Annotated in this window: 18 protein-coding genes; 6 read left to right on the plus strand and 12 right to left on the minus strand. The window is 69.3% G+C overall.

The genetic code is table 11. The features are described from left to right. Nucleotides 1–4: 4 nt before the first annotated feature. Nucleotides 5–601, minus strand: coding sequence for a peptide deformylase (locus tag NDR87_RS28310; RefSeq protein WP_251916457.1), 597 nt, complete (start codon nt 599–601; stop codon nt 5–7). 165 nt (nt 602–766) lie between these two features. Here NDR87_RS28310 and NDR87_RS28315 point away from each other — a divergent pair, with 165 nt between their 5' ends. The 5 genes from NDR87_RS28315 (at nt 767) to NDR87_RS28335 (ending at nt 5,096) form a co-directional block, all read left to right on the plus strand. Then, entirely contained in the window at nt 767–1,117 is a 351-nt protein-coding gene (locus NDR87_RS28315) for a DUF3263 domain-containing protein (RefSeq protein ID WP_251916459.1), read from the plus strand. Nucleotides 1,118–1,131: 14 nt separating this feature from the next. Next, the gene (locus NDR87_RS28320; RefSeq protein ID WP_251916461.1) at nt 1,132–1,701 is read left to right on the plus strand and encodes a LytR C-terminal domain-containing protein; all 570 of its coding nucleotides are present in this window, start codon (nt 1,132–1,134) and stop codon (nt 1,699–1,701) included. 105 nt (nt 1,702–1,806) lie between these two features. Next, nucleotides 1,807–2,499, plus strand: a complete 693-nt coding sequence (locus NDR87_RS28325) for a superoxide dismutase family protein (protein ID WP_251916463.1) — start codon at nt 1,807–1,809, stop codon at nt 2,497–2,499. A 14-nt stretch (nt 2,500–2,513) separates the two neighbouring features. Further along, nucleotides 2,514–3,659: a glutamate--cysteine ligase gene (locus tag NDR87_RS28330; protein WP_251916465.1), complete on the plus strand. Its 1,146-nt coding sequence runs from the start codon at nt 2,514–2,516 to the stop codon at nt 3,657–3,659. A gap of 147 nt (nt 3,660–3,806) precedes the next feature. Continuing rightward, entirely contained in the window at nt 3,807–5,096 is a 1,290-nt protein-coding gene (locus tag NDR87_RS28335; protein ID WP_251916545.1) for a phosphatase PAP2 family protein, read from the plus strand. Here NDR87_RS28335 and mnhG read toward each other — a convergent pair. From mnhG to NDR87_RS28390, 11 genes are all read right to left on the minus strand, one after another. Beyond that, entirely contained in the window at nt 5,093–5,428 is a 336-nt protein-coding gene (gene mnhG / locus NDR87_RS28340) for a monovalent cation/H(+) antiporter subunit G (protein ID WP_251916467.1), read from the minus strand. The genes NDR87_RS28335 and mnhG overlap by 4 nt on opposite strands. After that, nucleotides 5,425–5,685 (minus strand): monovalent cation/H+ antiporter complex subunit F, encoded by a 261-nt coding sequence (locus NDR87_RS28345; RefSeq protein WP_251916469.1) that lies wholly within the window; start codon nt 5,683–5,685, stop codon nt 5,425–5,427. Before NDR87_RS28345 ends, mnhG begins: the two co-directional genes overlap by 4 nt. Beyond that, nucleotides 5,682–6,233 (minus strand): Na+/H+ antiporter subunit E, encoded by a 552-nt coding sequence (locus NDR87_RS28350; protein ID WP_251916471.1) that lies wholly within the window; start codon nt 6,231–6,233, stop codon nt 5,682–5,684. Before NDR87_RS28350 ends, NDR87_RS28345 begins: the two co-directional genes overlap by 4 nt. Continuing rightward, nucleotides 6,230–7,846 carry a Na+/H+ antiporter subunit D gene (locus NDR87_RS28355; RefSeq protein WP_251916473.1) on the minus strand — a complete coding sequence of 539 codons (1,617 nt, stop codon included), beginning with the start codon at nt 7,844–7,846 and terminating at the stop codon, nt 6,230–6,232. The genes NDR87_RS28350 and NDR87_RS28355 overlap by 4 nt, the downstream gene beginning before the upstream one ends. Beyond that, a complete protein-coding gene (locus NDR87_RS28360) occupies nt 7,843–8,226 on the minus strand; it encodes a Na(+)/H(+) antiporter subunit C (RefSeq protein ID WP_251916475.1) in 384 nt (127 codons plus the stop codon). Before NDR87_RS28360 ends, NDR87_RS28355 begins: the two co-directional genes overlap by 4 nt. Next, complete coding sequence (locus NDR87_RS28365; protein WP_251916478.1) at nt 8,223–11,060, minus strand: Na+/H+ antiporter subunit A; 2,838 nt, start codon at nt 11,058–11,060, stop codon at nt 8,223–8,225. Before NDR87_RS28365 ends, NDR87_RS28360 begins: the two co-directional genes overlap by 4 nt. A 125-nt stretch (nt 11,061–11,185) precedes the next feature. Further along, nucleotides 11,186–12,448 (minus strand): hypothetical protein, encoded by a 1,263-nt coding sequence (locus NDR87_RS28370; protein WP_251916479.1) that lies wholly within the window; start codon nt 12,446–12,448, stop codon nt 11,186–11,188. A 115-nt stretch (nt 12,449–12,563) separates the two neighbouring features. Next, entirely contained in the window at nt 12,564–14,777 is a 2,214-nt protein-coding gene (locus tag NDR87_RS28375; RefSeq protein WP_251916482.1) for an AAA family ATPase, read from the minus strand. A gap of 92 nt (nt 14,778–14,869) precedes the next feature. Further along, nucleotides 14,870–15,748, minus strand: coding sequence for a phosphatidylcholine/phosphatidylserine synthase (locus tag NDR87_RS28380; protein ID WP_251916485.1), 879 nt, complete (start codon nt 15,746–15,748; stop codon nt 14,870–14,872). Continuing rightward, nucleotides 15,745–16,458 (minus strand): phosphatidylserine decarboxylase, encoded by a 714-nt coding sequence (locus tag NDR87_RS28385; protein WP_251916488.1) that lies wholly within the window; start codon nt 16,456–16,458, stop codon nt 15,745–15,747. The genes NDR87_RS28380 and NDR87_RS28385 overlap by 4 nt, the downstream gene beginning before the upstream one ends. A gap of 148 nt (nt 16,459–16,606) precedes the next feature. After that, nucleotides 16,607–16,879 carry a GlsB/YeaQ/YmgE family stress response membrane protein gene (locus NDR87_RS28390; protein ID WP_068006227.1) on the minus strand — a complete coding sequence of 91 codons (273 nt, stop codon included), beginning with the start codon at nt 16,877–16,879 and terminating at the stop codon, nt 16,607–16,609. Between the two features lie 251 nt (nt 16,880–17,130). Here NDR87_RS28390 and NDR87_RS28395 point away from each other — a divergent pair, with 251 nt between their 5' ends. After that, nucleotides 17,131–18,159, plus strand: a complete 1,029-nt coding sequence (locus tag NDR87_RS28395; RefSeq protein ID WP_251916490.1) for a beta-ketoacyl-ACP synthase III — start codon at nt 17,131–17,133, stop codon at nt 18,157–18,159. The last annotated feature ends 3 nt before the right edge of the window (nt 18,160–18,162 follow it).

Consider the following 18,162-nt stretch of genomic DNA (forward strand, 5'->3'; position numbering starts at 1 on the left):
GGGATCAGTCCACGTCGTCGTGGCCGAACGGATCCGGCCCCTCGCCCGGAATCCAGCTGAAACCCGGTTTGCCCCAACCGCTTCTCTTGATGAACTTCTTCGCCGCGCGAGCATTGCGGCCGATCAGCACGTCCACGTAGAGGAAACCGTCGAGGTGACCGACCTCGTGCTGCAGCATGCGCGCGAAGAAGCCCTTGCCCTCGATCTCGATCGGCTTGCCGTGCTCGTCGGTGCCGGTGACGCGGGCCCAGTCGGCGCGGCCGGTGGGAAACTGTTCACCGGGCACCGACAGGCAGCCCTCCTCGTCGTCGTCCGGATCGGGCATGGTCTCCGGGATCTCGGAGGTCTCCAGCACTGGATTGATCACCGCGCCGCGGCGCTTGTTGACCGTGCCGTCGGCATCGACGTCCGGGCAGTCGTAGACGAACAACCGCAGCGGCACGCCCACCTGATTGGCCGCCAGACCCACCCCGTGCGCGGCGTCGAGCGTGTCGAACATATCGCTGATCAGCTCGGCGAGCTCCTCCGGCGATTGGGTGACCTGTTCGGTCGGATTGTGCAGAACCGGGTCACCGACGATGCGGATCGGAAGAATCGCCATGGTCACACACTTTACTGGGGTGCGCGGCGCCGCCCGCTCGGGCGTTGGTTCGGCCGCCGCCGACACGCCGTAGTACGCCTCTGGGAACGCGAGCATCCGTGGTTGAATGAGCGGCGACGTATAAGCACCTCAGTGTTGATCACAAACGTCTGGCGAGGGAGCGATATGGACAGCGCAGCGGCCCGGCATCTATCCGCAAGCGGGGACAGCTCTTCCGCGGGCGAGGACACCGCGGTCGCGGTGCCGATGGATGGCCAGGCCGTCGACGGACTCACCCGGCGTGAACTCGAGATTCTCGACTTCGAGCGCAAGTGGTGGAAGTACGCGGGCGCCAAGGAGGCGGCCATTCGCGACCTGTTCGATCTGTCCGCCACCCGCTACTACCAGGTGCTCAACGCCATCGTCGACAAGCCCGAGGCTCTGGCCGCCGACCCGATGCTGGTGAAACGGCTGCGACGACTGCGGGCGAGCCGACAGAAGGCACGGGCGGCACGTCGGCTGGGCTTCGAAGTGTGACTAGGCTCGACCAGGTGAGCAATCCGAATCCGCCCTCCGGTGGACCGCCGCTACGAGCGCTCGCGATGGTGTTGATCGCGCTGGCCATCGTATTCGCCGGTCTCGGCGCGATGTCGCTGTCGAAGTCCGGCTCGGAGAGTTCGGGTTCCACCCCGCAGGGCCAGGCGCAGTCGACCGGCGCGCCCAAGGCGACCACCACCGTCGCCCCGCCCCCGGTCACCAGTCCGGCCGCCGCCCCGACGACCACCGTCGCGCCGACGACCGCCCCGCCCACCACTACGCCCCCGCCGCCCCCCGCGGGCCCGGACAAGTCGGTCCCGGTGCGGGTGCTCAACAACGGCACGATCGCGGGCCTGGCCGCCCGAACCGGCAACCAGTTGTCCGCCGCCGGTTGGAATGTCGTGGAGACGGCCAACTACCCCAATGGCGTGATTGCGAAATCGACCGTCTTCTACGGAAATTCGCCACAGGAGCAGGCCGCGGCCAAGGCCATCGCCGCCGAACTAGGGGTCTCCGCCGAGCCCCGATTCGCCGGATTGGCGGATGCACCGCCCGGAGTCATCGTCATCGTCACAGGTAACTGAGCCCCAGCGGGGAACCGCGTAACGGCTCTGGCATCATCTTGTCCGGTAACGAATCTGTCCACCGTGCATTACTCGTAAACTCGGTACTCGTAAAGGAGTTCCCCGATGGCCACGTCCACAATTCGTCGCCCGTCCTGGCGGACTGTGACTCCGGTGCTGGCGCTTGCGGTGTTCGGCCTCGCGGGCTGCACCAACAGCCAGGAGTCGAGCGACGTCAAGGGGACCAACCCCCCGGTGTGGACGGGTGCGGCCGCTCCCAGCGGTACCGTCGCCGGTGACCACGGCTCCTCGCACGGCCAGCCGGCCGGGGATTCCGTGTCGGTCCAGCTGAAGGATCCCGCGGGCGCCGAGGTCGGCACCGCGACGATCGCGAAGGCGGGCAACCACCTGCAGCTGACCGTCGACGTGCGCGGGCTGAAGCCCGGATTCCACGGCCTGCACTTCCACCAGTTCGGCAAGTGCGAGGCCAATTCGACCGCCCCCAGCGGCGGACCGACCGGGGCCTTCCTCTCCGCGGGCGGACATCTGCAGGTCGGCGACCAGACCTCGCATCCGGCCAGCGGTGATCTGACCTCCCTGCAGGTGCGCCAGGACGGCACGGCGCACCTGGTCACCACCACAGACTCCGTCACCCTGGACGATCTGAAGGGCAAGGCCCTGATGGTCCACGCGGGTGCGGATAATTTCGGCAACATTCCGAGTCGATACACGCAGGCCAACGGCACCGCCGGGCCGGACGCCGAAACCATGGCGACCGGTGACGCGGGTGGCCGGATCGCCTGCGGCGTGGTCGGGTAAGGCGCAGGTATGCCATGGGCGAGCCAGGCATTCGTAAGGTCACGTGGAACAGCTCGCCCCGCCCGACTCTGGGCGTGGAATGGGAGATAGCCCTCGTCGACAAACAGACGCGCAATCTCTCCAATACCGCCGCCGCGGTATTCGACGCCGTCGGTGATCTGCGGGCCCATGACGGCACCCCGCAGCTCACCAAGGAACTGCTGCGCAATACCGTCGAAATAGTCAGCGGTGTGCACAACACCGTGGGCGAGGTGGTCGACGATCTGCACGGCACCATGACCGCCGTGCGGCGGGCCGCCGATACGGTCGGGGTGGACCTGTTCTGCGCGGGCACCCACCCCTTTGCCCAGTGGTCGACCCAACAGCTCACCCGCACAGCGCATTACGACGAGCTGATCGAGCGCACCCAGTGGTGGGGGCGGCAGATGCTGATCTGGGGCGTGCACGTGCACGTGGGAATCTCGCACCCGGAGAAGGTCTTTCCGATCCTCAACACGCTGCTGCTGTCCTATCCGCACCTACTGGCGCTGTCGGCGTCCTCGCCCATGTGGGCCGGGATCGACACCGGCTATGCGAGCAACCGCGCGCTCATGTTCCAGCAGCTGCCGACCGCCGGGCTGCCGTTCCAGTTCGAGGACTGGGCGCAGTTCGAGTCCTATGTGCACGATCAGACCAAGACCGGCGTCTTCGAACAGCTCGGCGGCATGCACTGGGATATCCGCCCCGCGCCCAAGTGGGGCACCATCGAGGTCCGCGTCTGCGACGGGCTCCCTTCCTGGACAGAGCTTTCCGCGCTGGTCGCGCTGATCCACTGCCTGATCGTCGATCTGGACCGCCGGGTCGAGGCGGGCGAGACGCTGCCCACCATCCCGCCCTGGCACGTCCAGGAGAACAAATGGCGTGCCGCCCGTTACGGTTTGGACGCCATCATCATCACCGACGGCGACAGCAACGAGCGCCTGGTCACCGAGGATCTCACCGATCTGCTGAACCGCCTCGAGCCCACCGCCAAACTGCTCGGCTGCGAGAACGAACTGTCCCTGGTCCCCGAGATCCCCAAACGCGGCGCCTCCTATCAACGCCAGCGCCGCGTCGCCGCCGCCTCCCAGGGCGATCTGGTCGCGGTCGTCGACGCGCTGGTGAAGGAGCTCGCGGGCTGATCTCGTTGCCCCGCGGTTGCCGATAGTTCAGCTGCTCAGCCGGGTGGCGTTCATCACGTGTTTACTATGGTCGTCGTGCTACTCGATGATCCGCGCTCCGGTCTGGACGGTATCGACCGTCGGCGGTCGCGGATACCGTCGAGACGGATGCTCGTGGGCGCGGCCGTGGCAGCCGTGCCGGTGCTGTTGATCGTTTTGCAGATTGTGGCCTCCCACAATGGGTTCGAGGGGCCGCTGCACAGCCTGTGGAACGATTTCGCGGGCACGCCGAAGTCGGTGTCGGTGCCCTGGGCGGGGCTGGCGCTGGCGCTGGTGGGGGTGTCCTGGCGGCGGCGGTTCATCACCCTGGGCGTGGCGCTGGGTATCGATGCGGTGTTCGCCGCGGTGCGGGTATCGCACGGCGGACCGCTGACCATCGGCAACGGTGCGGTTATCGCCCTGACGGGGCTGGCGCTGGTGGCCTGGTTCGGTTGGGAGGGTCGCGACCGGCGCAATGCCCTGCACGCGGCCGCGCTGGGCGCGCTGCTGATCCTGGCGACCAAGGTCGGCGATGTGTGGCTGCACATCACGGTGCTGGCCGGGCCGAATGTGCTCGACCGGTATGTGCTGCTGGCCGACCACGCCCTCGGCGAGCCGTCCTGGGTGATGGGGCGCGTCGTCGAGGCGCTCGGGCCGGTGGGCTACGGCGTGCTGCACTGGGTCTACATCGAATTGCCGGTCGCGGCCATGGTGGTGGCGGCGTGGCAGTTGCGACGCGTGGTGCCCACCGGGGTGTGGCCGAGCCACTATCTGGTCCGTACCTTCCTGGTGCTCGGCCTCGTGGGTCCGGTGGCGTACGTGCTGTTCCCGGTGGTCGGCCCGATGTTCGCCTTCGCCGCCGACGGCCACGGCCTGCAACTGGGCAACTACTGGCCGCACACCATCCCGCCGCTGGACCACGCCCCGGCTGCGCTGCCCTTCGACACCGTGACCCCGCGCAACTGCATGCCGTCCATGCACACCGCCTGGGCCACCGCCGTTTTCCTGCACTCCCGCCGCGCCGCCGACGGTTCCCCGGCCCCGCGCTGGCTGCGCTGGGCGGGCACGTTCTGGCTGCTGGCCACCCTGACCGCGACCCTCGGCTTCGGCTACCACTACGGCGCCGATCTGCTCGCGGGCGCGGTGTTGTGCCTGACCGTCGAGTCGGCGCTGCGCGATCCGGAACGCGGCTGGGACCGCGTGCGTATCCAGCTGGTGGCCGCGGGCGTGGCCCTGCTGGCCGGGATGCTGCTGTCGTACCGCTTTCTCGCGGTGTGGATGTCGCAGCATCCGTTCCCGGCGGGTGTCGTGCTGCTGGGCCTGTTCGCCGGATACGTATGGGCCTGCTACGCGACCTGGTTCGCCGGATCGTCCGCCGCGACGACCGCGTCCGCCCGCCCGGCCGTGCACGCCGACTAGTCCACGTCGTCGCCCAATTCGTTGACCACCAGCAGCCCGTCGCGGTGGCGCTGTTCGCGATAGGCGGTGCGGCCGATGAGATGGGCGACGGCGGGCGCGGTGAGCAGGGTGAACAGGCCCACCAGCGGCAGCAGCCAGACATTGGGATGACCGCGCAGCTGGATCGCGGCGCCCACGAGGACCAGTACGAGGCCGACCACCTGTGGTTTGGTCGCGGCGTGCATGCGCGAGAGGGTGTCCGGAAAGCGCACGATCGCGATGGCGGCGGTCAGCGCCAAGCCGGTCCCGAGCACGATCGAGACGTAGGAGATCCATTGCAGGACCGCGTTCATCGGTCGTCCCGGACGCGGAAGCGGGACACGGCCGCCGATCCGAGGAAGCCGACCAGGGCGAGCGCCACGACACCGGGCAGCACCATGGTGTCGTCGCTGTAGGCGGCCCAGACCGCCAGCCCGGCCGCGGCAATGGCGACCAGCGAGTCGATGCCCACCACCCGGTCCAGGGTGTCGGGCCCGGCCAGGATGCGATAGCTGGTCAGCGCCGCCGCACCGATCAGCAGCACGCCGGCGACGATCGCGACAACCGTCATCGTTCCTCCTCGGAAACTGTTGCGGCCCCCGGTGTTTCGCGCCACTCCGCGGGACGCTCGAACGACTGGATGAGCAGCCGCTCCAGCCGCCGCGTGGTGCGATAGAACTTCTCCACCGCCGCCTCACTGCCCACGTCGAGCACGTGCACCCACACGGTACGGGTCTGCCGGTCCAACTCCAGCACCATCGTGCCGGGGATCAGATTGAGCAGATTCGCGCACAGCACCAGCACCAGATCCGAGCGGATCTGCAACCGCATCCGCAGCACGCCCGAAACCGGCGGCCCGGCGGGCCGCATCGCGAACCACGCGATCTGCAGGCTGGACTCGAGCGCGTAATACACACTGACCGCGGTCAATTCGAGTACCGACAGGGGGTGCACCCGCCCGTGGATCGGCACCCGCGGCAGCGGCAGCGCCACCATGATCAGTGCGCCGAGCGCCAGGCCCGCCATGGCGTTCGCGATCGACAGCTCCCCCCACAGCGCGGCGTAGACGAGCGCCAGCCACAGCAGCACCCCGACGCGCACCAGCCGTTCGCGACTCATCGCACCCCTCCCGACCGCCACGAACCCTCCGGGCCGAGTACGGTTTCCAGATACGACGAGCGATCCTTCAGATCCGCGGCGGCCCGCCCGGCGATGCCGAGGATGGGCCCGGCGAATACGGTCAGCGCCAGTCCCACCGCGATGAGCGCGACGGTCGGAGCCACCATCAGCCGCGGCATCCGCCCCACATCGGGCCGATCGTCGAACAGCACATCGGTGGACTCGTCGATCAGCGCCGACGGCGCGGCATCGGACAGGTCGCCCTGCGGCGCCTGTGCCCGCGGCCGCCAGAACGCCTTGCTCCACACCCGCGCCATGGCATACAGCGTGAGCAGGCTGGTCAGCACCGAACCCGCGACCAGCACCCAGGCCAGCACGCTGCCGTCGGCCACCCCGGCCTGCAACAGCGTCACCTTCCCGAGAAAGCCCGAAAGCGGGGGAATGCCACCGAGATTCAGCGCGGGAATGCCGAACAGCAGCGCCAGTGCCGGACTCGCCGCCAGTAGCCCGCCGAGCCTGCTCAGCGACGCGGATCCGGCCTGCCGCTCGATCAGACCGACCACCAGGAACAGGGTGGTCTGCACCAGAATGTGGTGTGCCACATAGAAGACCGTGCCCGCCAGACCCGCGGCGGTATCCAGGCCCACCCCGAACATCAGATAGCCGATATGGCTGATCAGAGTGAACGACAGCAGGCGCTTGATATCGCTCTGCGCGATCGCGCCCAGGATGCCGATCAGCATGGTCAACAGCCCGCATACCAGCAGGATTCGATCGAACCGGCCGGACGGGAACAGCAGGGTGTGCATCCGGATGATCGCGTAGACGCCGACCTTGGTGAGCAGGCCCGCGAATATCGCGGTCACCGGCGCGGGCGCGGTCGGATACGAATCGGGCAGCCAGTTCGACAGCGGGAACACCGCGGCCTTGATCCCGAACGCCACCAGCAGCACCGCGTAGATGCCGCTGCGAATCCCGATGGGCACCTCGGCCATTCGCGCGGCCATATGCGCCAAGTTCAGGGTGCCGGTCGCCGCATAGGCCAGCGCGATTCCGGTGAGGAAGATCAGCGACGACACCATCGAGACCATCACATACGACACTCCGGCCCGGACCCGGTCGGCGCTCGCCCCGAGGGTGAGCAGGACGAACGACGCCGCCAGCAGCACCTCGAAGCCGACGAACAGATTGAACAGATCCCCGGCCAGGAACGCGATCGAAACTCCCGCGCTCAGAATGAGATACGTGGGCTGGAAGATCGAGGTGGGCTGGCGCTCGGTGCCGTCGCTGATGCCCTGACCGACGGCGAAGACGAGCACGGCCAGCAGCACGATCGACGAGACGACCAGCATCGCCGCCGCCAGCCGGTCCACCACGAGCGTGATCCCGATCGGGGTGCCCCAGCCGCCGACCTGTACCGCGGCCATCCCGTGCCGGTCGGCCAGATACAGCAGCAGGCCCGCGACCACCACCACCGCCGTCAGCGCCGCCACCGAAATACCCTGCTGCACCCGGGGTCTGCGCCCGGCGATGAGGGTCGAGGCCGCGGTGAGCAGCGGGATGAGCACCGGCAGCGGGGTGAGGGCGGGTAACAGCCCGGGGGACAGGGTCATTGCTCCGGATCCTCGCCCTCGCGGCGGGAGGCGACCTTGACGTCCTCGGGATCGTTCTCCACCTGTTCGGTCAGGGTGAGCACATAGGCCCGGTAGGCCAGCGCCAGCACGAAGGCCGCCAGGCCCATGGTGATCACGATCGATGTCAGCACCATGGCCTGGGCCAGCGGATCGGCCGTATCGCGGTGCAGCCGATCGGATTCGCCGAGGATCGGCGGCCGTCCGTCCGCGCCGCCGAGGGTGATGATCAGCAGGTTCACCGCATTGCCGAACAGCAGCAGCCCCAGCAGCATCTTCGAGACCGCGCGTTCGAGTACCAGGTACACCCCACAGGCGATCAGTACGGCGATCAGGATCAGCAGCGTGATGTTCGCGGTCACCGGCGTACCTCCCGGGCGCTGTCGGTGCGGGACGGGAGGTTCTCGGTATCCAGTCGCGCGCCCAGGCTGCGCAGGACGTCGAGCACCAGCCCGACCACGATCAGATAGACGCCGAGGTCGAAAAGCATTGCCGTAACCAGCTTCACCTGCCCGAGGATCGGCAGCGTCACCTCGATGATCGCCGACGACAGCGGTGGCGCGCCGAGCAGCAGCGAGGCGGTGGCCGTCCCGGCCGACAGCGTGAGGCCCGCCCCGAGCACATGTCCGGCGTCGACCGGCAGCGCCTCGGCCAGCTCGTAGCGTCCGCCCGCGAGATATCGCAGTACCAGTGCCAATCCGGCCGTCAGGCCGCCCGCGAAGCCACCGCCGGGGGCGTTGTGACCGGCGAAGAAGAAGTAGACCGACAGCATCATGATGGTCGGGAACAGCAGCCGCGTCGTCATCGCCAGCACCATCGACCGATCGCGCGGCGCGACCAGCGGGGCGGCCGGCAGCCAGTACGCCCGATCCGGATCGGGGGTGTAGCCGGGCGCGTCGGCCACCCGGGGGAGGGTACCGAAGCGGCGGCTGCGGAACACCAGTGAGGCCACGCCGGTCGCGGCGACCACCAGGACGGAGATCTCGCCCAGGGTGTCCCAGGCGCGAATGTCGACCAGCAGGACGTTCACCGCGTTCTTGCCGCCGCCCAATTCGTATGCGGCCCGCGGAATCCGCTGCCAGATCGGCTGCGCACCGCGGGCGGCGGTCGCGCAGGCGGCCAGTACCGCGACCGTCACGCCGACGGCGCTCGCCAGCAGTGCGCGGCGCACCTTGAAGGCCGCGGTGCGGCGGGGTTCGATCTCGGCGGGAAACTTGCGCAGCACCAGCACGAAGATCACCAGCGTGAGCGTCTCCACCAGGAACTGGGTCAGCGCCAGATCGGGCGCGCCGTGCAGCGCGAAGATCACCCCGCAGCCGTAGCCGGTGACCCCGACCAGCAGCACGCTCGCGAGGCGATTGCGCATCACCGTCGCGCCCAGCGCCATGGCGATCATGATCAGTCCGACCACCGGTTGCAGTGGCGAATCCCACAGCCGCGCACGCACTTCCGCGCGCGCTCCGGTCAGCAGCATGGCTAGGGGCAGCACGGTCAGCGTGATCAGGATGAGCGCCTGATTCAGCGGCAGCGAACCGCGCTGGGTGGCCGCGGTCATGCGCAGCGACAGCTGGTCCATGGCGCGCAGCGTGGCGTCGTACACGCGATCGGCATTGCCCAGCCGCGGGTTTGTGGACGCGCCGATGCGGTCGCGGATCTCGAACAGGACCACGCCGCAGGCGATCACCACCATCGTCAGCGTCAGCGGATGTCCGAAGCCGTGCCACAGTGCCAGCCGCGCGGGTTCCGGTCCCGCAAGGGTTTCCGCGTAGGGGCGCAGCAGCCGGTCCAGCAGTGGCGCGCCGAGCCCGGCGGCCAGGCTCGCCGACGCGAGCAGCGCCGCGGGCGCGACGAACAGCGGATCCGGCCGCTGCCAGGGCGTCTCGGATTCGGGCGCGCCGACCGGCTTGGAACCGAATGCGCCCCAGACGAATCGGATGCTGTATCCCACGGTCAGCATCGAGCCGACCACCACGCCCGCGCCGATCGCCAGTTTTGCTGGTGCGGCGAGGTTCTCGGCGTCGAGCACCGCGCCGAGGGCGCTCTCCTTGCCGATGAATCCGACCAGCGGGGGTAATCCGGCCATACTGGCCGCGGCCAGGATCGCGATCGCGCACAGTCCCGGCGCGCGCCGCCCCACTCCCGACAGTCGTCGCAGATCCCGGGTGCCCGCGCTGTGGTCGACGACGCCGACCACCATGAACAGGCACGCCTTGAACAGCGCATGTGACACGATGAGCGCCACACCGGCGATGGCCGCATCGGGCGTCCCGAGGCCGAGCAGGGTCATCAGGAAGCCCAGCTGACTCACCGTGCCGAAGGCCAGCATCAGCTTCAGGTCGTATACCTGCAGCGCGCGCAGGCCCGCGAGCAGCATCGACAGCACCCCGAGGGTGAGCACGATCGGATGCCAGGGCGCGGCCACCGAGAAGGCCGGGGCCAGCCGCGCCACCAGATACACACCGGCCTTGACCATCGCCGCCGCGTGCAGATAGGCGCTGACCGGGGTGGGCGCGGCCATCGCGCCCGGCAGCCAGAAGTGCAGCGGCACGATCGCCGATTTGCTCAACGCGCCCACCAGGATCAGCACGATCGCGACGCCGGTGGCCCAGTCCCGCGGATCGGCCCGCACCAGCACCTCCGACAGCAGATAGCTGCCGCCGTGCTGACCGAGCACGATGATGCCGACCAGCATGGCCAGCCCGCCCGCGCCGGTGACCAGCAGCGCCTGCAGCGCCGCCCGGCGACCGGCGATCCGATCGGCGTGATGACCGACCAGCAGGAACGACAGGACGGTCGTGGCCTCCCAGAAGGTGAACAGCAGCAGCATGTTGTCGCTCACGACGAGCCCGAACATGGCCCCCGCGAAGGCGACCAGATATCCGGCGAAAATGCCCAGGCGCTGCGGATTGTCGTCGTCGAAATAGTGGGCGCAGTAGGCCAGGATCAGTGCCCCGATGCCGAGCACCAGCGCCGCCATGATCGAGGCCAGCGCGTCGAAGCGCAGGTCGAGGTTCAGGTGGATGCCCGGCGCCCACTCGATGCGCAGCGCCTGCCCGCTGTTCCAGTTGGCGATCACCCAGCCCAGCGCCGCCAGCGGGACGAGGGCCAGCGCGTAGAAACCGCGCCTGCCCACCGATCGCACGCACGGCGGCGCGAACAGGGCGGCGGCGGCATGCGCGAGCAGGATTGCGAGCAAACGTCACTCCGTCGGGTCGGCGGCGGGGTGGTGCGGTGTCGATCCTACTTGCCGCACTCGGTGTTTCCGGTTCGTCGAGGGTATGGCCTGGGCCATGTTCGGCGGTCTCGGCTATATATCCGCAATCAGGATTCGGCGGCCTTGCCGCGGGTACCCGGGATGGTCGGCGCACGCCAGCGGCGCAGCGCTATCAGCCCGATGACACAGGCGATCGTGATCGCGAACGCGGTCCAGTACGGAGTCGGCGAATCGGGCGTGGGCGTCTGGGTGTAGTACCAATGTCCGTTCTCGACGGTGACGGTGCCGTAATCGTTGCGGCTCGGGTGATCGCGCAGCGCGACGACCACCGAGGGCACGAAGACGATCGCCATACCCAACACCCGGGTCGGGTTGTAGCGCGGCGCGGCGCTCGAGAAGCAGTATCCGGACAGTGCGGCCAGCACGATGCTGAAGGCCGCCGTGCGCACCGGCGATGCCGCGCCCCCGGCCGTGAGCGCGCCGAGGACCGCGGTCGCGGCGAACGCGGCCAGCGCGGCCATTGGGGCCGGACGCCGGAATCCCAACAGGATTCCGCCCGCGACCACCGCGATCAGCGGTATCGCGGTCCAGGTCGGCACCGCGGAGGGCAGGAGGGTCGCGCCCACTCCGGACAGCGCGATGGTCAGCAGGACGAGGGTGCCGTCGCGGCGCGGCAGCAGCATCGCGGCGATCATTCCCGCCACGACGGTCGCCAGCGCGGCCGTGCCGATGTCCACGAGGTTGTCGCCGTGATGGGCCAGCCATTCCGTGCCGAACAGGGTCACCCCGACGAACAGCGTCCCGGCGAGGATCGGCGCCATCGGCAGTTCGAAGGAGCGCCGCTCGATCCCGGAGCGGTGGCGGTTGAGAACGGTGCCCACGGCGACCACGATCATCGTCACCACGATCAGCCACAGCGGCGGGGTGTCGCCGGTCGGCGAGTACACCGTCCCCAAACCGGTCGAGTGCGCCTCCCCGTGCGGGGCGGGGACGGCCGTGCCGATCACGACGCTGCTCAGCGCGCCCAGCGTCCAGCCGAACACCTGGGGACGGCCGTGCAGGACGGCGGTGGCGATGCCGCCGAACAGGATCCCGGCCGCGATGGAGTCCACGTAGTTCAGGGTGGACAGCGAGGTCACCGGGCCGGCGTGCTGCCCGGCAACATGATTGACGTACATGATCACGATGCCGAACAGGGCCGCGCCCCACGCGGCTAGACCGTGGTTGACCGTCGTGGCGAATACGGCCACGACCAGGGCGATGATGACCCCGGCGGCGATCGATCGGGGCAGGGTGTAGGCCATCAGGTCCAGTTGCAGCGCACTGGATTCCGAGCTCCAGGCGAAGTTGATCGGCAGCATGAGTGACATTCCCGCAACCAAGGTGCTCAGGAATGCCGTACCCGTCTCGAATGCTTCGCGACCGCTCCGCACCAGGACAAATTACCTGTGAAAAGGATTACGCCCGCATTCGACGTGCCGGTTACTAGATATTTGCCCGATTCTCGGCGAAGCGCCGCAGCGACTCGACCTGATCCGGGTCCAGCGAGGGGCGCACCGCGGCGCGGGCCGCGACCACATCCGTGCTCGTGATGTCGGCGGCGTCGACGTCGCGGCGCATGGCCGCCAGCGCGGCCTCGCGCAGCAGGGCCGCGCAGTCGGCGGCGGAATAGCCGTCGAGGTCCGCGGCCAGTTCGGTCAGGCGCACATCGGCGGCCAGCGGCACCGAGCGCGCGGCGGTGCGCAGGATCTCGGTGCGCGCGGCGGCGTCCGGCGGCGGCACGAACACCAGCCGCTCCAGCCGACCGGGGCGGGTCAGCGCCGGATCGATGAGTTCGGGCCGGTTGGTCGCGCCGACCACGACCACGTCGCGCAGCGGCTCCACCCCGTCCAACTCGGTGAGCAGCGCGGCCACCACCCGGTCGGCGACGCCGGAATCGCTGCTCTGCCCGCGCCGCGGCGCGAGGGCGTCGATCTCGTCGAGGAAGATCAGCGACGGCGCCGAATCGCGTGCGCGCTGGAACAATTCGCGCACCGCGCGCTCGGAGGAGCCGACCCACTTGTCCATCAGCTCCGCGCCCTTCACCGCGTGCACGCTGAGCTGGCCCGTTCCGGCCAGGGCGCGCACCAGGAACGTCTTACCGCAGCCGGGTGGTCCGTAGAGGAGCACGCCACGAGGCGGGTCGATGCCCAGGCGGGCGAAGGAGTCCGGATGGCGCAGCGGCCACAGCACCGCCTCGGTGAGGGCCTGCTTGGTCTCGACCATATCGCCGACGTCGTCGAGGCTCAGGCTGCCGATCGCCAATTCCTCGGTTCCCGAACGCGACAGCGGCCGGATCACGGCCAGCGCGCCCACCAGATCGTCCTGGGTGAGCACGGGATCGGCGTGGTCGCGGCTGGCCCGCGAGGCCGCCCGCAGCGCCGCCTCGCGGCACAGGGCGGCCAGATCGGAGACCACGAAACCCGGCGTGCGGGCGGCGATCTCGTCCAGCGTCAGTTGCTCGGTGGGCACCTTGCGCAGCAGCTGTTCGAGTAGATCCTTGCGCACGGCCGCGGTGGGCAGGGTGAGCGCGACCTCGCGATCGCACAGATCCGGCGCGCGCAAACGGCTGTCGACCCGGGCGGGGGCCGAGGTGGTAGCCAGGAAGGCGACGCCCGGGGTGGCGACGGCAGCGCGCAGCTGATCGAGGATGAGCGTCGCCACCGGTTCGGGTTCGGCGGGCAGCAGGGCATCGATATCGGTGATCACCAGCACGCCGCCCGGACCGGAACAGATTTCGGCGACCGCCAGGCCCACCTCGCGCAGCCGGGTGCCGCTCTCGGTGGCGCCGACGGTCGGGCCGTCGAGTTCCACGATGCGCCGCGGCGTGGCGACCGCCCGCGCCAGGGTGGCCTTACCCGCCCCGGCCGGGCCGGTGATCAGCACGCCGAGATGCGGTGGGGCGCCGAGGGTCTTCAGCAGTTCGGGCTCGTCGAGGGCGAGGCTGAGCCATTCCGCGAGCTTGTTCGCCTGCGCGCGCACGCCCGCCAGCTCGGCGACGTCGACGGCGGAGGGCCGCTCCCGCACCCGCATCCGGGTGCCGGGCAAACCGGTCTGGGCGCCGTGCCCCGCGCCGGGATCGTGCGAGGCGTCGATCGCGGGCACCCCGGCGCCCCAGACGACCGCGCTGTTGGGCTGCACGCTCACCGGGCCGGGCGACGGATCTGTGGCGGTGACGGTGAGCAACTCCGAGGTCCACGCGATGCCGAAGGCCCGCGACAGCGCCTGCGAGGCGGCGGCGGTGCTGGTGCCCGGCCCGAGATCGCGCGGCAGCAGCGAGACCGCGTCACCGACCGTGACGACCTTGCCCAGCAGCGCCTGCCGCAGCGTCTGTTCCGGAATCGTCGCCATCGCCTGGGCCGATCCGGTGACCGACAGCTGCCGCGCCCCGAACACCGTCACCCGTGCGACCACGACGGTCGCATCCTCCTTGACTCCCGCATTGGACAGCGTCACATCGTCGAGCAGTATCACCCCGGCCGGAGTCCCGGCGGGCGCGATTCCGGCCACCGCGGCCGTGCGCCGCGATCCGATCAGCGCGATCCCATCCCACTCCCGCAACCCCAACGCCGCCAACGCTTCGGGATGCAGCCGCACCACCCCCCGCCGCGCATCGGCAGCCGACGGATTCAACCGAGCAGTCAGGGACAGCGAGGACACCAAGCAATAGTATTTGCGCCGCCTCCGGCGTCGCGGGCTTGCGGCGCCCGGAGGTGCCGCAAGCCTTGCGGGCACTGCGGTTTCAGAAGCTGCTACCGCTGCCGCTGTCCCGGGCGCCGCAGGCGCAGCCGGGCCGAGGAGACCGAGACGCGCAGGGCCGGGCGGCGGCGGGTCGCGCGGCGCACGGCGCGGCGCTCGGCGGGCTTGTGGTGCCAGACCTCGGGGCGGGCCGCCAGCCAGCGCTGGGAGCGCCAGGCGAACGGGATGTGCGCGAGATACAGGCCCACCAGGACCATCAGCAGGATCAGCGGATAGGTCACCAGCGCCGCGGCGGCCAGCGCGACCAGGACCAGCAGCAGGGCCGCGGCCTGCGGCGCCACCGATACCGACTTCATCGCCAGCGTGGGGATGGTGCTCACGGCCAGCAGCGCGGCGAGCACGGTCCAGACCGCGACCACCGGGAAGTTGTTCCACCAGCCGTTGCCGAACTGCTCGTGCAGGGCCACCGGTAGCAGGGCGATGAGCGCCGCCGCGGGCGCCGGGACGCCGACGAAATACTCCCGCGACCAATCGGGCCGGGTGTCGTCGTCCATCAGCGTGTTGAACCGGGCCAGCCGCAGCACCAGACTCACGGTGTAGATGAGCGCGATGATCCAGCCCGCGCTGTCCTGCCGCAGGAAGCCGATGTAGAGCACCAGCGCGGGCGCGACACCGAAGGAGATCGCGTCGGACAGTGAATCCAGCTCCGCACCGATCTTGGTGGTGGCGGACAACATTCGCGCCAGCCGCCCGTCGAGGGTGTCGAGCACGGCCGCCGCGCCGATCATCGCCAGCGCCACGTCGAGCTGACCGTCCAGGGTGAACTTGACCGCCGAGAGCCCCGCGCACAGCGCGAGGATCGTGACCACGCTGGGCAGCAGGCGGACCGTCCGGCGGCGACGCCCCGCGCCGACCACTGTTTCCTCGATCATGACAGTTCGGCCAGCACCGTCTCCCCGCCGATCGTGCGCTGTCCGGGCTCCACGAGCAGCCGCGTCCCGGCCGGGAAATAGGTGTCGACGCGGGAGCCGAAGCGGATCAGCCCGTAGGTGTCGCCGATGGTGAGCGAATCACCGATCCGGGCGTCGCAGACGATGCGCCGCGCCAGCAGCCCGGCGATCTGCACGACCGTGACCAGCCGTCCGGACGCGGTCTCGAGCACCATGGCGTTGCGCTCGTTGACCTCGCTGGCCTCGGGCAGGTCGGCGGAGCGGAATTGCCCACGGCGATAGGCGATATCGCGCACGGTGCCCGATACGGGGGTGCGCTGCACATGCACATCGAGCACCGACAGGAAGATGCTGACCCGGGGCAGTTCCTCGGTGCCGAGATTCAGTTCAGCCGGCGGGGCGGCCTTGTCGACCAGGGCGATCTGCCCGTCGGCGGGGGCGACCACCACGCCGGATCGGTTCGGCGGCACCCGATTCGGATGCCGGAAGAACCCCGCCGTCGCCGCCGCGGCCGTCAGACCCGCCCGGCGTACCCACGTGCGCTTGCGCCCCACCAGGGCAACCGCCAGCGGCGCCGCGACGAACGGCAGGCCGGCGGGATGCAGCGGCGGAATCGCGTCGCGGACCAGATCGGCGACATGACCGAGCCCGGTGCGTTCGGGCGTGCCGGGCGGCGTGGGACGGCGGGCCACAGGCTCCTCTTTCGTGCGCGGATGTCTACGCGGTTGTCGAGACCGCGCTCACACCTTACGGGACGCACGCCTTAGGAGGGTGTGACGGAACAGTCCGCACACCCTCCGCAGGCCTCGTTACGTGTGGATCCGCCGTGCTTAGGGCGGATCAGCCGACTTTGCGGCGACCGGTGACCAGTCCCACCAGGAACAGCAGGATCACCGCGCCGCCGAGGCAGGTGAGGAAGCTGAAGATGAGCCCGCCGCCCTCGACGTCGACGCCGAGCAGCTTGAGCAGGAAACCGCCCAGCAAACCGCCGATTACGCCGACGACGATGTTGAGGAAGATGCCCTGCTGGGCATCGGTTCCCATGATCTTGCTGCCAATCCATCCGGCGAGGCCGCCGATGATGATCCAGCCGATAATCCCGAGACCGAGCATTGTGTCCTCGAATCACTCGTTGGAACAGGTTGACACCGGCCGCGCGAGGGGTCCCGAGCCACCGGTATGCGAACTGGCAATACCCGAAACGATTGTGACAATACCCACCTGCCGAAAGCGCGTTTCGAGCTAATATGAGGGGGCCTCATGTCTACGGACTCGTAGGGAGTCGTGAGGGCCCGATGAAGGATCGTTCGACGCGCGGGTGAGGCCGAGTGCAACGCCTGCCGGAGGGTACTAGGAGAAGCACGATGGCTGCTCGACTGGCCCAGATCACCGGGGCAGAGCACACCGCGATGCTCGGGCTCGGCGCGTACCGCCCGGCTCGGGTCGTCACCAACGACGAAGTCGCCGGTCCGATCGATTCCAGCGACGAATGGATCCGGACCCGCTCGGGCATCCGGACCCGGCGATTCGCCTCCGATTCCGAAACCATCATCACCATGAGCGCGGCGGCCGCGCGCGACGCCTTGGCCGCCGCCGGTGTCACTCCCGATCAGATCGGCTGCGTCATCGTGGCCACCTCGACGTGGCTGCTGCTCACCCCCGCCGCCGCGCCGCAGATCGCCACCGAGCTGGGCATGAATCATCCTGCGGCCTTCGACATCTCGGCCGGATGCGCGGGCTTCTGTCATGCCGTCGCGCTGGCCTCTGATCTGGTCAAGGGCGGTACCGCGAGCCATGCCCTGGTGATCGGGGTGGAGCGCCTCACCGACACCTTCGATCCCGCGGACCGCAGTACCGCATTCCTTTTCGCAGACGGCGCGGGCGCGGTCGTGATCGGCCCGTCCGACGAGCCGGGCATCGGACCGACCGTGTGGGGCTCCGACGGTGAGCAGCATCACGCGATCCGGCAGGACAAGGACTGGATGCAGTTCTTCGCCGAGATCGACGAGCGGGGCACCGATGCGGTCCGGCCCTATCTGGCGATGGAGGGTACGGCCGTATTCCGCTGGGCCGCACACTCGTTGAAGAAGGTGTGCCTGGACGCCATCGAACGCGCCGGACTGACCCCCGCCGAGATCGACGCCTTCGTCCCGCATCAGGCCAACGGTCGCATCATCGACATCATGGCTCGCGAGCTGAAGCTCGCCGAGGATTGCGCCCTGGCCACCGATATCGAGGAGACCGGCAACACCTCCGCCGCCTCGATCCCGCTGGCCATGGAGGCCTTATTACGCGAGGGCGACACCAAGCCCGGCGCCGACGCGCTGCTCGTCGCCTTCGGCGCCGGACTGTCCTATGCCGCCCAAGTGGTGAAACTGCCGAATTGGCAATGAGAT

The organism is Nocardia sp. CDC159, from assembly GCF_023740735.1.
In the GTDB taxonomy this organism is placed as follows: Bacteria; Actinomycetota; Actinomycetes; order Mycobacteriales; family Mycobacteriaceae; genus Nocardia; species Nocardia pulmonis.

What these genes read in the sequence shown, in the direction of transcription:
- NDR87_RS28310 (WP_251916457.1), bottom strand. Translation starts at nt 601, where the DNA reads ATGGCGATTCTTCCGATCCGCATCGTCGGTGACCCGGTTCTGCACAAT.
- NDR87_RS28315 (WP_251916459.1), top strand. Translation starts at nt 767, where the DNA reads ATGGACAGCGCAGCGGCCCGGCATCTATCCGCAAGCGGGGACAGCTCT.
- NDR87_RS28325 (WP_251916463.1), top strand. Translation starts at nt 1,807, where the DNA reads ATGGCCACGTCCACAATTCGTCGCCCGTCCTGGCGGACTGTGACTCCG.
- NDR87_RS28330 (WP_251916465.1), top strand. Translation starts at nt 2,514, where the DNA reads ATGGGCGAGCCAGGCATTCGTAAGGTCACGTGGAACAGCTCGCCCCGC.
- NDR87_RS28335 (WP_251916545.1), top strand. Translation starts at nt 3,807, where the DNA reads ATGCTCGTGGGCGCGGCCGTGGCAGCCGTGCCGGTGCTGTTGATCGTT.
- mnhG (WP_251916467.1), bottom strand. Translation starts at nt 5,428, where the DNA reads ATGAACGCGGTCCTGCAATGGATCTCCTACGTCTCGATCGTGCTCGGG.
- NDR87_RS28345 (WP_251916469.1), bottom strand. Translation starts at nt 5,685, where the DNA reads ATGACGGTTGTCGCGATCGTCGCCGGCGTGCTGCTGATCGGTGCGGCG.
- NDR87_RS28350 (WP_251916471.1), bottom strand. Translation starts at nt 6,233, where the DNA reads ATGAGTCGCGAACGGCTGGTGCGCGTCGGGGTGCTGCTGTGGCTGGCG.
- NDR87_RS28355 (WP_251916473.1), bottom strand. Translation starts at nt 7,846, where the DNA reads ATGACCCTGTCCCCCGGGCTGTTACCCGCCCTCACCCCGCTGCCGGTG.
- NDR87_RS28370 (WP_251916479.1), bottom strand. Translation starts at nt 12,448, where the DNA reads ATGTCACTCATGCTGCCGATCAACTTCGCCTGGAGCTCGGAATCCAGT.
- NDR87_RS28380 (WP_251916485.1), bottom strand. Translation starts at nt 15,748, where the DNA reads ATGATCGAGGAAACAGTGGTCGGCGCGGGGCGTCGCCGCCGGACGGTC.
- NDR87_RS28390 (WP_068006227.1), bottom strand. Translation starts at nt 16,879, where the DNA reads ATGCTCGGTCTCGGGATTATCGGCTGGATCATCATCGGCGGCCTCGCC.
- NDR87_RS28395 (WP_251916490.1), top strand. Translation starts at nt 17,131, where the DNA reads ATGGCTGCTCGACTGGCCCAGATCACCGGGGCAGAGCACACCGCGATG.